General features: G+C 55.1%; 12 protein-coding genes. 10 read left to right on the top strand and 2 right to left on the bottom strand.

Going from position 1 to position 14,287, the window contains the following annotated elements:
- Nucleotides 1-701: 701 nt before the first annotated feature.
- On the bottom strand, nt 702-1,580 hold the full coding sequence (locus DS906_RS07610; protein ID WP_233494725.1) for a LysR family transcriptional regulator: 879 nt from the start codon (nt 1,578-1,580) through the stop codon (nt 702-704).
- Nucleotides 1,581-1,689: 109 nt separating this feature from the next.
- On the opposite strand from DS906_RS07610, the gene DS906_RS07605 reads away from it, so the two are divergent.
- The 5 genes from DS906_RS07605 to DS906_RS07585 all read left to right on the top strand — a co-directional run bounded on the left by DS906_RS07605 (nt 1,690) and on the right by DS906_RS07585 (nt 6,424).
- Nucleotides 1,690-1,956 (top strand): hypothetical protein, encoded by a 267-nt coding sequence (locus tag DS906_RS07605; RefSeq protein ID WP_113789612.1) that lies wholly within the window; start codon nt 1,690-1,692, stop codon nt 1,954-1,956.
- 46 nt (nt 1,957-2,002) lie between these two features.
- Complete coding sequence (locus DS906_RS07600) at nt 2,003-2,728, top strand: haloacid dehalogenase type II (protein ID WP_113789611.1); 726 nt, start codon at nt 2,003-2,005, stop codon at nt 2,726-2,728.
- Nucleotides 2,729-3,285: 557 nt separating this feature from the next.
- Nucleotides 3,286-4,257, top strand: coding sequence for an ABC transporter substrate-binding protein (locus DS906_RS07595; protein WP_113789610.1), 972 nt, complete (start codon nt 3,286-3,288; stop codon nt 4,255-4,257).
- Nucleotides 4,258-4,324: 67 nt separating this feature from the next.
- Nucleotides 4,325-5,353 carry a proline/glycine betaine ABC transporter permease gene (locus DS906_RS07590; protein WP_113789609.1) on the top strand — a complete coding sequence of 343 codons (1,029 nt, stop codon included), beginning with the start codon at nt 4,325-4,327 and terminating at the stop codon, nt 5,351-5,353.
- A 12-nt stretch (nt 5,354-5,365) separates the two neighbouring features.
- Nucleotides 5,366-6,424: a glycine betaine/L-proline ABC transporter ATP-binding protein gene (locus tag DS906_RS07585; protein WP_113789608.1), complete on the top strand. Its 1,059-nt coding sequence runs from the start codon at nt 5,366-5,368 to the stop codon at nt 6,422-6,424.
- Between the two features lie 33 nt (nt 6,425-6,457).
- Here DS906_RS07585 and DS906_RS07580 read toward each other — a convergent pair whose 3' ends face one another.
- Entirely contained in the window at nt 6,458-7,381 is a 924-nt protein-coding gene (locus DS906_RS07580; protein ID WP_113789607.1) for a LysR substrate-binding domain-containing protein, read from the bottom strand.
- A 237-nt stretch (nt 7,382-7,618) separates the two neighbouring features.
- Here DS906_RS07580 and DS906_RS07575 point away from each other — a divergent pair, with 237 nt between their 5' ends.
- The 5 genes from DS906_RS07575 to DS906_RS07555 are packed head-to-tail and all read left to right on the top strand — an operon-like array spanning nt 7,619 to nt 14,285.
- Nucleotides 7,619-9,223 carry a fatty acid--CoA ligase gene (locus tag DS906_RS07575; RefSeq protein ID WP_113790007.1) on the top strand — a complete coding sequence of 535 codons (1,605 nt, stop codon included), beginning with the start codon at nt 7,619-7,621 and terminating at the stop codon, nt 9,221-9,223.
- Nucleotides 9,220-9,906 (top strand): dimethylsulfonioproprionate lyase family protein, encoded by a 687-nt coding sequence (locus DS906_RS07570; protein ID WP_113789606.1) that lies wholly within the window; start codon nt 9,220-9,222, stop codon nt 9,904-9,906. Before DS906_RS07575 ends, DS906_RS07570 begins: the two co-directional genes overlap by 4 nt.
- A gap of 11 nt (nt 9,907-9,917) precedes the next feature.
- A complete protein-coding gene (locus DS906_RS07565) occupies nt 9,918-12,038 on the top strand; it encodes a 3-hydroxyacyl-CoA dehydrogenase NAD-binding domain-containing protein (RefSeq protein WP_113789605.1) in 2,121 nt (706 codons plus the stop codon).
- Complete coding sequence (locus DS906_RS07560; RefSeq protein WP_113789604.1) at nt 12,035-13,219, top strand: acetyl-CoA C-acyltransferase; 1,185 nt, start codon at nt 12,035-12,037, stop codon at nt 13,217-13,219. Before DS906_RS07565 ends, DS906_RS07560 begins: the two co-directional genes overlap by 4 nt.
- Before the next feature lie 46 nt (nt 13,220-13,265).
- Nucleotides 13,266-14,285 carry an AraC family transcriptional regulator gene (locus DS906_RS07555; RefSeq protein ID WP_113789603.1) on the top strand — a complete coding sequence of 340 codons (1,020 nt, stop codon included), beginning with the start codon at nt 13,266-13,268 and terminating at the stop codon, nt 14,283-14,285.
- Nucleotides 14,286-14,287: the final 2 nt, after the last annotated feature.

Raw genomic sequence — 14,287 nt, 5'->3', positions numbered from 1 at the left:
TTGTTCTGACCTGATCTGCAAGAATGAAGTCATAAGTTTGAACCTCGGGCGACTGCGCACAAGACAGCTCCCTCATAAACGCAGTTAAGTCTCCAGTCTCTTTCTCAGAAAATTTTAGTTCCGAGAGTATGGCGGCGTTGTTGGCGTGCAACTTTTATTGGGTCTATTGGAAAACAACCAACAAATTTTCGCTAGAGAAAAGACGATCATCCAGGCTGGCAGCTTTTTCCGCTGACCCGCCAAGTGCGCTCAAATCCAATGTCCGCTTCGGGCTGTAAGCAACCTAGTGCACCCGCAGCTACCAGATCACTCGGCAACGGCGGCTTTGGGCTCTCTGCCGCCATTCTCTGCGACGTGCCCCGACCGGAGGTATGAGCCCCTACCAGACCTTGAACACACCTCGGTCTTTCGCTCATGCAGCAGGTCGCGAACCACGCTAACCGGACATTCTCTGAGTGGTGCGCAGATGGCGGTGATGCGGACAGACCCGCCTTTTGCTGACGCAGCGACTGCTGACGCAGCATTCTCTCGCCAGTGCGGCACACCTATAGCTGTATTGTAGTCGATGTCGCCAGACTGGTCATTGGAAACCAATCTGAGGGGCCGAATTCAGACCGACCTTTCGCTGCAACCTGGTCAGACCATCGAGACGCGGACAAACCAGCCGTAAGGTTGTCTGCAGTGAATGTCCGCAATGCGGTTTATTCAGCGGCACTCAATGAGGCAGGCACTCGAAACTCGCGTGCGATTTCTGAGACCAGTGCCTTGACTGGAGCGGACCTGCTTTTGGGATTAACCCGTGCAACGAATGTAATGCTAGGCGGCAATGGAAACAGGTTTTCGATCACATCCATGTCGTCCGTCACATGCATTCCGTTCAACAAGGCAATACCAAGCCCTGAACGAACACCCGATTGAATGCCTGCGGCACTTGGGCACTCAAGGACTTTCTCAAAGGATTGTCCTTCTTGCAGCACCTCCGAAAAACCCCACTTCCGGTAAAAGCAATTGGTATCGAATGACAGAAACGGAATTGGTCGAGCGAGGTCTAGTTCATAGTCTTTCGATTTGACCCAATGAAGGGTGTCATCAAAGAGAGCCTGATCTTGGGGCTCTATGTCTGTTGTGAACACCTGCATCATCGCAAGATCAAGCTCATCTGCTTGCAGCCAGGCTTGAACATTCAGGCTTTGGCTGGTCCGCGTTCGCACACTTACAGAAGGGTACAACCGCGTAAACCGACCAAGGATTCCAGCGATGTCGCTGGTCGTAGCATCTTCGGTCATGCCCAGACGAATAGCTCCATTCAAGTTTTTCTTTCCCAAATCTGAAAGCGCTTCGTCGTGCAGATTGACAATACGCAAGGCATAATCATGAAGGCGTTTTCCGGCATCCGTGAACAGTGGTCCTCCGGATTGCCGTGCTAAGAGGGTGCAATCCAACGCACTTTCTAACCGTTTGATTTTGTGGCTAACGGCTGACTGCGACACACCCAACTGTCTCGCCGCATTGGTAACACCGCCACTGGTGCCAATGGCGCACAACGCACGCATTGCATCGATTTCCAGCCGTTCAGCCAAGGTTGCTCCTCACATGACAAGTTAGCATCAAAATATGACAATCATTCATTTGTGTCATATCTTAGCTTTGGTTATCCATCTTGCAAAGCCAAATTTGCGAGGACACCACATGACCGACACTAGCTATCAAAACGCTATAACGCGCGACCATCGCAAGCTCACTTCTCTATTCGAAGTCATCGGCTCCATTCTGGCCATGGTCTATGCGATGTCGATTGCGATGAACATTGGAGCGGAGATGCTTGGGTTTTCCTTGCTTTTGGTGTCGTCGGCGCTGTTTGCAGGATGGGCGATTTTAGACCGGCGTTGGACGTTCCTATTGCTCCAGGTGTTCTATGCAACGTCAGCAATTATTGGGTTGATCCGTTGGGCCTGAACACAATTCAGCGAAATCGCCCATACCAACAAGAAGGAGAGAAACTATGAAACTGACGGACTTCAAGGTTCTAGCATTCGACGTTTATGGCACGCTGATCGACTGGGAAAGCGGCATGGTCACAGCTCTCAAACCATTGACGGACAAGGTCAGTCAAAACCTGACGCGCGACGATATTCTTGAAGCACACGCCTATCATGAATCCACGACGCAGCGCTGGACACCCAACAAAAAGTACTTTGATCTTCTTGCAGTGGTTTACCGTCGTCTGGCTGAAGAATGGGGTGTCGAAGTGACTTGGGAAGAATGCCAAGCATACGGCCTGTCCGTGCGCCAATGGCCTGCGTTTGACGACAGCCGTGAAGCACTCGCCTACCTCAAACAACACTACAAACTGGTCGTCCTGACCAATACCGACAATACGAGTTTTTCAGGCTCGAATGCTCGGCTAGATGTCCACTTTGATGGTGTCTACACCGCTGAAGACGTTGGCAGCTACAAACCATCTGATCGAAACTTTGACTACATGCTGGAAACGCTTGCGCGGCAAGGCATCTCCAAGAAGGACATTCTTCATACAGCAGAAAGCATGTTCCACGATCATGGCCCTGCCAATAAACACGGGCTCGCTAATTGCTGGATCTATCGTCGTCACGAAAAAGAAGGGTTCGGGGCAACAATGAACCCCGGAGAGATGCCCAGCTATGACTTCTGCTTCAACAGTATGGCTGAGCTGGCTGCAGTACATAAGGCGGAGCTGTCGGGCGCGTAAACTGCGCAGCAGTCATTCGCGGCGGTGCAGAATATCGGAAGGTTGGGCTCGCAGTCAGATTTCGCCGCTTGCGGTGCGAACTACGGCCCCCGGTCTGCCAAAGGTTGCTCATTGTGGGACAAGACACGATATCAATGGCTTGGCCTGGCCACCCGATGACCGGTCTGCATTTGGCTGCCGCAACAGCATTGCCGCGTGAGCATTAGGCCGTTCTGAGCCCAAATCTACCGATACTGCAGCTAGCTCGAATGGGCGTGATGAGCACAGAACGGCCGCCCTCGGGTGTGATCACTCCTCCTGCCGTCTTTTGGGAAGAGTCAAAAATACACACGCATAAACCACCTAGGGATTTACATCTGAGAAGCTTTCGTTGGAACGAAAGTCACTAAATTCGCGCCCGCTTCATCCCTCCACCTGTAAACAATTGTACATGATTCAAAATTCTTTTCAGTTTTTTGCTCATAAGCCTGTCGGTACAAATCATCGCTACAAACAAGGCGAATTTTGGCTTGGAGCGTTTCTCCGCCCCTGTTTCGCCGATAACAAGGAGGAAAGAAATGTTCAAGATTTCAACGGGACTCGGGTGTGTATTTGCTGCGGCAATCACCGCCTCGGCGGCCCAGGCAGACGACTGCGGTGAAGTATCACTGATGCAGGCCGATTGGGGGTCAGCGCAAATTGTGACCGCGGTCTCGAAGTTCCTGATGGAGCAAGGCTATGGTTGCGAAGTGACGACGGTTCCGCTCTCGAGCAACCCTGCGCTGGCATCCGTATCCGAGACCGGAGAGCCCGATATTCTGACCGAAATTTGGACAAACGGCGCGCCGGCTTACCAAGGGCTGGTTGACTCAGGTGCAATCATTCCTGTGACCGAAGTTCTATCAGATGGCGGTGTCGAAGGGTTCTTTGTTCCGAACTACCTTGTGGAAGAGCATCCGGAACTGGCAACAATTGAAGGTATAGCAGCCAACCCCGAACTCGTCGGAAATCGCTTTCACAACTGCCCCGAGGGATGGACTTGTCTGAATGTCAGCACCAACCTGATGAAGGCAGGCGGGTTGATTGATGCAGGCATTGAAAACTTCGTGCATGGATCAGGCGAAACCCTTGCGGCTTCGATCGCTGCCGCCTACGAAAACAAAGAGCCGTGGTTCGGTTTTTATTGGGCACCGACATCGGTACTGGGCAAATACCCGATGACCCTGGTCGATATGGGCCCCCATGACCCTGAAAAGCACGCCTGCAACATCACAGCGGAATGCGAGACGCCAGCAATGAGCGCCTTCCCTCGCAGTGAAGTGGTTACAGTTCTTTCCAAGGAATTCATGGCTGAAAACGCAGAAATCTCTGAGCTGATGACAAATCTGTCCTTCACCAACGCACAGATGGGCGAAACGCTGGCATGGGTCGAGGACAACAACGCCTCCTACGATGAAGGTGCTGTGCACTTTCTGACGACCTACAAGGATGTCTGGGGGGCGTGGCTTAACGATGCTGCGCGCGACAAACTTTCCGCATTGCTGCAGTAAACTGCATGGACAGGGGCATCCTCAGCGATGCCCCTGACGCATTAACCTGGATGGGGAAGTAGAATTAATGGCCTTCTACGACGAGATATTCAGCGCCTTGGGGTTGAGCGACTGGTGCGGCACGTCAGACGACAAAGCGCCTCTTTCGCTGGCGGATCTTGCGGCGCAAGCAAGAGGAGAAGAGGCCTCTGGGCCCCTCATTCCAATCCCCTCGTTTGATAATCTGCATGAAAGCTGCAACCGCATATGGCAGTCACGCGATGTAACCAACGGTATCGAAGAAGGGTTTCTGGCAGCCAAACCGGCTCTAAAAACTGTTCTGGACCCGATTACACAGCCACTGAGCTGGATGTTGGATGGCGCACTTTGGCTGTTTGAAGCGACGCCATGGTTCATCATGGTCCCGCTTCTGGTGGCGATTTCCTGGTACGCGTCGCGTTCGCGCCCTGTGACGATCTTCGTCGCCGTCTCGATTATGCTGCTGGCCGTCGTAGACCACTACGATGTGGCGATGCAGACCCTGTCGATCATCTTTGTATGTACTACGATATCAGTGCTTTTCGGTGTGCCCATTGGAATTGCCATGTCGAAATCCGACCGATTGCAAAAAAGCGTGGTTCCGTTACTCGACCTGCTGCAGACCCTGCCGACTTTCGTGTACCTGATCCCTCTGATTTTCTTGTTCTCGGTCACGGAATCCAAACTGTACGGGATTGCGATCATCCTTTACGCGATTGTGCCGGTGATCCGTTTGACCGACCTTGGCATCCGCCTTGTAGATCAGGACGTGATCGAAGCGGCCAATGCCTTTGGCATGAATGACCGCCAGAAACTGATGCGAGTACAATTGCCGCTGGCGCTGCCGAACATCATGGCCGGGATCAACCAGACCATCATGATGAGCCTTGCCATGGTCGTGATCGCCTCTCTTGTTTCGGCCCCTGGCCTTGGCGTGAACGTGTTGCGCGGTATCCGAAACCTTGAACTGGGTGTGGGCATCGTTGCGGGTATCGGCATTGTTCTGCTGGCAGTGATCCTTGACCGTGTGTCCAAGGCAGCTCTCACACGGGTCGATAAGACCCAAGTCAAACACTAAGGAGCCGGTTCAATGACACAACCAATGGTCCGCCTGTCCGGGCTCTATAAAATCTTTGGCGCCCGCGACAAGGACGTGTTGCACCATGTCCAGGATGGCATGGGCAAAGAAGAATTGCTGGCGCAGCACGGGCACGTGTTGGGGCTCAACAACATCAACGTCGATATGCAGGCGGGGGAAATCACAGTGGTCATGGGCCTGTCAGGCTCGGGTAAGTCCACGCTGATCCGCCACCTGAACCGGTTGATCGAACCCACTGCGGGCGAGATAATCGTGCAGGGCGAAGATGTGATGCAACTGTCCGAGGACGGGCTGCGTCATGCCCGTCAAGAAAAGATGTCGATGGTTTTCCAGAAGTTCGCGTTATTGCCGCACAAGACCGTGCTGAAGAATGCAGGCATGCCCTTGTCGGTGCGTGGCGAGCCTGAGGCGGATTGCGATAAGGAAGCCGCAAAATGGCTGGAACGCGTGGGTCTGAGCGGGTTCGAGAACCATTATCCAGCGCAATTGTCCGGTGGGATGCAACAGCGTGTGGGCATTGCCCGGGCGCTGACCGCGAACACACCGATCATGCTGATGGACGAGGCTTTCTCGGCTCTTGACCCACTGATCCGAACCGACATGCAGGACCTGCTGCTCGAGCTGCAAAAAGAGCTGCACAAGACCATCATCTTCATCACTCACGATCTAGATGAGGCGTTGAAGCTGGCCGATCACCTTGTGATCCTAAAGGACGGCTTTGTCGTGCAGCAGGGTGAGCCGCAGCATATCCTGCTGAACCCCAACGATCCCTACATCGAAGATTTCGTGAGCGACATCAACCGCGCACGGGTTCTGCGGGTGCGCTCGATTATGACCCCGCTTGTCGGTGGCAAAGTGCCAAAAGATGCCCATGGCGAAGTGGACGTGAACGACACGCTCGAAAGCATGATCGCGCGGTCCGGCGGGGATACGTCACACGCCTATGTTGTCAAGGATGGGGAGCAGACGGTCGGCACACTGGATATGACCGAACTGGTTCGCGCTCTTGTCCCTCGCGTTGCATCCGAGGCCGGTGCGCGTCAGTCCTGAAGCGCGCTGATGGCAGAGCTGGAATTCAACAGATCAGGCCCGAAATAGCCGCATGGTTGGGTCGGCCTCGATCTGTTCGAACAGCCAGTCGATAAATGTATCGAGCTTGGGGTTGGGTGCACGCTCTTTTTGCGTCGCCAGATACCAGCGGCCTGGCTCTGGCACTGAAATGTCGAAGGGTCTAACCAGACGCCCCCTCTCAAGATCACGCGCGCAAAACGGTGCCCTTGCGACGCTGATACCGTGATTATTTAGAACAGCCTCACGGACAAGCGGGTAATTGTCGAAAACAGAGCCAAATTTCATCGTTTCGCGATCTAAGCCCGCCGCATCCAACCAACAGTCCCAGTCATCCGGCTCATTCCATGTGTTTGGGACACTCAGCAACAGGAAATTTCTTAGCTCTTCCAGCGGCATTCCACCGCTTGGCGCATTCAAGGCCTCCGGAGCACATACCGGGTAGATATCCGTTTCGAACAAGGGGCTATAGTCAAACCGTTTGTCAAATGGTGGCGCGTTGAACACGCCCACATCGAACCGGTGCATGTCATAATCACCGTCTTCAAAGGTAGAGACGATGCGCACACGCGTGTCCGGATTATCCTGAAGAAAGTCCGCCAATCTGGGCTGAAGCCACATTGTATTGAAACTTGCGTAGGACTGAACGAGCAACACGTCCGGTTCCTCAGGTGTCTGGATGCGCCGAGTGGCTTTGATGATTCCCTGAATGTGTTCGCGTATTGGCGGGTAATATTGCTCGCCAGCCGGTGTTAGCTCGACCGAACGGCTTGTGCGTTCCAGTAGTTTAACGCCGATTGTTGTTTCTAATGCTTTGACCTGGTGGCTGACTGCCGCATGCGTCACACAAATCTCGTCAGCGGCCTTTCGGAAACTCTTGTGACGCGCCACCGCCTCAAAAGCGCGCAGTGAAACCAGCGTGGGCATGTGAGTGGTCATTGCTGCATCTCCTCGATGAAATCAATTCTGCTTACCCTCAAGCAGAGTTATCCGACGACGGGCGCGAATATAGCAGGGTATTGATACTCTTTTTCATAACCTGTCAGGGGGTAACACGCAATTCGCGGTACGATGTGATCGGTTAGAATTTCTTGATGAAAGGAAATTTCTTTCAATTCTTCAACTGGATGAGAAATGCCAGATTAGCAGATAGAGATGTTATGGGATTCCACCTTCATGCCACCACTTTCACCATCGCCAAATGCATATGGCTATCCGTTGCTGATTAAACACTTGCTGGCCGGATCCCAGCTCGCGTCAGCCAGCCAAGAGATCGTCAGCGGCTCCGAAATGCGGCTGAGCTACGCGGACTTGGGTAAACGCATGCGCCAACTTGCCAATTCTTTAAAGTCCAGCGGGATACGTGAGGGCATGCGCGTCGGCGTCATGGATTGGGACACACACCGCTATCTTGAATGTTTTTTTGCGGTCCCGATGATGGGCGCGACCCTTTTCACGATCAACGTCCGTCTATCTCCTGCCCAGGTTCTTTATACGATCAACCATGGGCAGCCGGACCTGATTATCGTGCACCGCGATTTCATGCCGCTCATTGATGATATCAAATCGGACTTCAATCGAGACATCATCATCGTGCCGATCGGAGACGGAGAAGGGTATGAAGAGTGGATAAGCGAGGCCCCAGGCTGCTTTGACTTCCCGGACTTCGATGAAAACCAAACGGCAACCCTGTTTTATACGACCGGGACCACCGGCAATCCCAAGGGGGTGAGCTATTCACACCGGCAGTTGGTCCTTCACACGTTGGGCCTGATCGCAGGTTTCGGCGCGTGGCCCGGGAATGCCGGATTTCATCGCGGCGACGTCTACATGCCGCTGACACCCTTGTTTCACGTCCACGGCTGGGGATTTCCATATGCCGCAACGATGCTGGGGCTGCGTCAGGTCTATCCCGGTCGATATGACCCTGACACAATCTTGCGATTGATTGCAGAGGAAAACGTCACCTTTTCCCACTGCGTGCCCACGGTTCTGTCAATGGTGCTCGACCATCCGGGCTGCCCACAAATTGACCTGGACAGATGGAAAGTGATCATTGGCGGGGCCGCTTTGCCGCGCAATCTGCAAGACAGGGCGGCGGCGGCAGGCATATCCTTGCATGCGGCATATGGTATGTCCGAGACCTGTCCGTTTCTGACTGTGGCCGATTTGTCCAGCGACGATCCAGAGGTGCAGGCGCAAACCGGCTTTCCCGGCCCGCTTGTCGACCTTCGCGTTGTGACACCGGATATGCAGGACGTTCCACATGACGGCGAAACAACCGGCGAAGTTGTCGCTCGGGCTCCCTGGTTGACACAAGGCTATCTGGATAATGCGCAAGCCTCGGATGAGCTTTGGGACGGTGGGTATCTGCATACCGGGGATGTTGGGTATATCCGTCGGAATGGATCGTTGCAGATTACTGACCGCCTCAAGGATGTGATCAAGACCGGCGGCGAATGGATTTCCTCGCTGGCACTGGAAAACATAGCATCGTCTTGTAGCGGCGTTGAGGACGTCGCGGCAATCGGGTTGCCGCACGCGAAATGGGGCGAAAGGCCGGTCTTGGTTGCTCAAGCCGCAAAAGATGCCGACCCGGATCTTGTGCGCTTGAGAGTCATGGAAGAAATCCAGTCGCGGGTTGACGCAGGCGAGATCTCAAAATGGGCAGTTCCAGACGAGATAATCTTTGTCGACCGCCTACCTAAAACCAGCGTCGGCAAGCTCGACAAGAAACTCGTGCGGAAAGATATTTCAACGCGCTCGGACTTTAAATCATGACAGACAAGCAACGCCGTATTCAGGCGCTTATTCAATCCATTGTCACCTATCTGCAGGCTCACAGAGCTGCCACGCGCGGCGTTGATCTGACGTTGGACAAGCTGGCAGCCATGGACCTGACGGGTGAGAGGCTCATTGATTTACCTCCCCAAGGAACCCGGCACGATGAGGTTCTGAAGAACGCCATCGCCGGGATTGTCGCCCCCGAATTGCAGGAAATCGCACGTTGTCTGAAAGCGGCCAAGGATGATCTGATCTGGCGCGAAGACAACGCCCAATTCTATCCCCCTGGTGCCGAATTAGGCGAGGGATACACAAAGTGTAACCTACATACTCTGCTGATTGGGCCAGACGCATGTGGACATCACCATCCCGATTTCAACCTTGGCATTTTCATGCTGGGCCCAAGGACGCTGTATCGCGACCACAACCACGACGCACCAGAGCTGTACCTGAACCTGTCCGAGAAATCTGGTTGGCGGTTTGGCACCCGTGACTGGCAGGATTATCCGGCTGGATCACTTATCTGGAACGCGGCGGGCGATCCCCACGCCACCCGGGTCTATGACCAGCCATTCATCTCCGTCTTTGTCTGGCTGGAGAACGTGAATTCACCCTGCAATGTAATCCACTTCGACGATTGGGCAGAGATCGAACAAGATCTTGCCAAACAGTCCAATTGAGGTTTCCAAACATGATTTCCTTTAAACACACCGAGGGTGTCGCTTTCATTGAGCTGAATGCCCCGCCCGTGAACGCCCTTGGCCTGAAGATGCGACAGGGGTTATCGAGCGCCATCCACGAGTCAGACGCCGATGAACAGGTCAAAGCTATCGTTCTATGCTCGGCTCTGCCGCTCTTCTGCGGCGGCGCTGACATCGTCGAGTTCCGTACCGGGGCAGTTTGGGACAAGCCGGACCTGCCAGACCTGTGTGTAACGATTGAAACCAGCAAAAAACCCATTATCGCCGCGATAGCAGGTCCCGCTATGGGTGGTGCGCTGGAGATCGCGCTTGCCTGTGATTACCGTGTCGCCACGCCGGATGCCGTGATGGGCCTACCTGAGATCAAACTGGGGCTGCTGCCTGGTGCCGGAGGCACCCAACGACTACCCCGGATTGCCGGTCTGGAAGCGGCAACGCAAATGATCCTCTCGGGTGATCCCGTGAAAGGCGAATATGCCCTGTCTTGTGGGCTGGTCGACGCGCTGCTTGAAAACAACCAGGATTTTCGCGCGCATGTTTTGGACTTCGCCACCCGTGTCAGCCATGAGGGCGATCCGAAACGCAGTTGCGCGGATATGACCGTCACACACCCCGATCCGAAGGGTTATCTCGCGGGTTTCCGAGACCAGATAGCGCACACGTCCAAAAACCTTGTCGCACCTGAACGATGCTTGGTATCCATCGAGGCCGCGTGCGAATTGCCGCTGGCTGAGGGGTTGGCACAAGAGAAGGCAGGTTTCGCTGAACTGCTCGACACACCTCAATCGCGCGCGGGGCGGCACCTGTTCTTTGCAGAGCGTGAATGCACCAAGGTTCCGGGAGTTACCCGTGCGGACCGACCACGTAACATTTCATCGGTCGCCGTGATCGGTGCCGGAACAATGGGGCGCGGCATTGCCATCGCCTTTCTGCAGGCGGGGTATCCGGTCACGCTTCTTGAAACTACGCAAGGCGCGCTCGAACATGGGCTGGAAAAGGTCCGGGAGCATTTCCAACGTGCGGCCCAAAAAGGGCGGCTCAGTGCCGATCGGGCAGAGGCAATCGCCGCCAACGCCACCGGGACGCTCAGCTATGCAGACCTTGCGAAGGTCGACCTGATCATTGAAGCGGCGTTTGAAAGCATGAATGTCAAACGCCAGATTTTCGAAGCGTTGGATCAGCACGCCAAACCTGGCGCGATACTGGCCTCAAACACATCGACGTTGGATCTTGATGAAATCGCCGCGGTCACGTCCCGCCCGGAGGATGTGATTGGTCTCCATTTCTTCAGCCCGGCGAATGTCATGCGCTTGCTGGAGGTGGTGCGTGGTGCCAAGAGCGCTCCGGATGTCATTGCAACGGCAATCACGGTCGCAAAGAAGATCCGAAAGCTCCCTGTGACGGTTGGCGTGTGCTACGGCTTTGTCGGAAACCGGATGCTAGAGCCATACTTCCGCGAAGGGTCCCGTCTGCTTCTTGAGGGGGCGACGCCGAAACTGGTGGATGACGTCCTTGAGAACTTCGGCATGGCCATGGGCATTCATGCGATGGCAGATCTGGCTGGGGTCGATGTGGGCGCACGCGTGCGTCAGGAGCGGCGAAGTGAAATCGCGCATGACCCGACATACCAGGCTGTGCAGGACAGGTTGTTTGAACTGGGCCGACTGGGTCAGAAAACCGGGCGTGGAAGCTATGTCTACGAAGGACGGACACGGGTCGAAGACCCTGAGATCGTTCAAATCAGTTCCGAGCTGGCGGACCTGCATGGTGTGAAGCACAGGGACATCGACGATCAGGAAATCCTTGAACGGTGTCTGTTTCCCCTGATCAACGAGGGCTTTCTCATCCTTGAAGAGGGCATTGCAACGCGCCCGGGTGATTGCGATCTGATCTGGGCCAATGGCTATGGCTTTCCGAACTGGCGCGGCGGCCCAATGCACTATGCCGACGAGATTGGATTAAGCCAGATTCTGGAACGGATGAACCACTATCGGCAGTCGCTTGGTGCCTATGGTGAGATGTGGTTCACGCCTGCGCCTTTGTTGGAAGAACTCGCAACCTCGGGCGTGACACTTGCCGCGCATTTTGATGCCAAAAAGGAAAAATCATGAGAGAAGCCGTTATCGTCTCAACCGCACGAACCCCTATTGGGGCTGCCTTCAAAGGTGCGCTGAACAACATCAAATCCCCTACCATGATGGGGCACGCCATTCAGCACGCGGCCCTACGTGCAGGCGTGGACCCCGGTTCGATCGAAGATGTCGTCATCGGATCGGTCCTTACGGCGGGGACGGCAGGCATGAATGTCGCCCGGTTGTCTGCGCTGGCGGCGGGCCTTCCCAATACGGTGGCAGGACAGACGATCGACAGGCAATGTTCATCGGGTTTGATGGCCATTGCGACGGCTGCAAAGCAGATCATTGTGGATGGTCAGAACGTCGCCGTTGCTGGCGGGCAGGAGAATATTTCCGCACTGCAGAATGCCTATCTGAAATGGGCGGGCGATGAGAAAGATCCAAACGTTATCGCCCAATCTGAGCATGCCTACATGCCGATGCTGATGACGGCGGAAAATGTGGCGCGGACCTATGGGATCAGCCGCGAGGTGCAGGATGAATATGCTGCACTTTCTCAAGGTCGGACGGCCCGGGCTCAGGCCGCTGGCGCCTTTGATGACGAGATCGTTCCGATCACTGCGATCAAACGGGTCAAAAACCGCGAAACCGGAGAGGAAACCCTGGAAGAGGTGACCTTGTCACAAGACGAAGGCAACAGGCCGGGCACGACGGCCGAAACACTCGGGGCATTGAACCCGGTTGTCGAAGGCGGCGTGATCACTGCCGGAAACGCAAGCCAGCTTTCTGACGGTGCCTCGGCTTGTGTGCTCATGGAGCGCAAACTGGCCGCGCAGCAGGGCCTTACACCGCTCGGTATCTATCGCGGTATGGCCGTTGCAGGAAACGCACCGGAAGAAATGGGTGTCGGCCCGATCTATGCCATTCCAAAGCTGCTGAAGATTGCAGGTCTTCGCATCGAAGACATTGGCCTTTGGGAACTTAACGAAGCATTCGCCTGCCAGGTTCTTTATTGCCGTGACCATCTTGGAATCGATCCCGAAATCTACAATGTGAACGGCGGTGCAATATCGATTGGCCACCCCTACGGCATGACGGGCGCGCGGCAAGTCGGGCACGCTCTGCTCGAGGGTAAGCGCCGTGGCGTAAAATACGTGGTGACATCCATGTGTGTTGGCGGAGGCATGGGCGCCGCAGCGTTGTTCGAAGTCGCCTGAGCCATGTTTCCTGTCACCCGCAAACGGTGATAGCCCTTTCAACGTCATGACCAATGTCACGCCAACGATCCTTTCCACGGTTTCCAGCCAGTTTGTCGATGACTGGCTGGCGGCGCTGCGTGCCCTGTGCCCAGAGGAGCAGATGGTGTCGCTGCTTGGCCGGTCCGGCCTGAACGCAGATACCCGCTCGCCGAATGGTCGCGTCACGCTGGATCAGATCGTATGTCTCTATCAACTTGCCGCAGTTGAGACCGGTGATGAAATGATGGGGCTTTGGAGCAGGCCCGTCCGGCCAAGGGCCCTGCAGCATCTTTTAACGACTGTCAGAGAGGCAACGTCTCTTGCATCAGCACTCTACCGGTTTTCGACCTTCTGGAATTTGCTGCTGGATGACTATCAGTTTGATCTGGATGACGCCGAAGGCACATTGGTGCTGACCCTGAAACCACAAGGCGAAGTGCCGCTTCAGCGGTTTGGGCACATGCTGATCCTCAAACTTGCCCACGGGCTCATGTCTTGGCTGGCAGGGCATGAGGTTCCGGTTATGGCTGTTGATTTCGCGTTTGAGCGCCCGGAGTTTGATCAGGATTACGCGATCATCTTTCCGGCACCGATCCGGTTCGGCCAACTCGCCACCGCGATCTCGTTCGATCCGAATGCACTGGGTCCAGTGCAGGCGCGCAGTACATCTGATCTTGATCGGTTTTTGCAAAACGCGCCGCGAGACTGGATCTTCACCTCTTCGCGGGAGCACACCCAATCGCTGCGGGTACGCACATATCTGGGCCAAACAGGATGGGAGGCGGCCACCCTGACCCAGACAGCATCCGCCATGCACATGACCCCGCGCACCCTGATCCGCAGGTTGCATGCGGATGGGACGTCGTTTCAGGCCATAAAGGATGCCCTGCGGCGCGACATCGCAATCCGCGACCTGCAGGCGGGGCGCAAAAGCGTCGAGGTCATCGCACATGATGTCGGATTCTCCTCGGCTGCCAATTTTCACCGGGCCTTTCAACGCTGGACCGGCAGCACCCCCAGCTCATATCGCAGGAAACAATCGTAAAG

Origin of the sequence: Ruegeria sp. A3M17 (genome assembly GCF_003318255.1) — a bacterium.
In the GTDB taxonomy this organism is placed as follows: Bacteria; Pseudomonadota; Alphaproteobacteria; order Rhodobacterales; family Rhodobacteraceae; genus Ruegeria.
The sequence above is the reverse complement of the archived record's forward strand: the minus strand, read 5'-3'. Positions and strand labels throughout refer to the sequence as shown.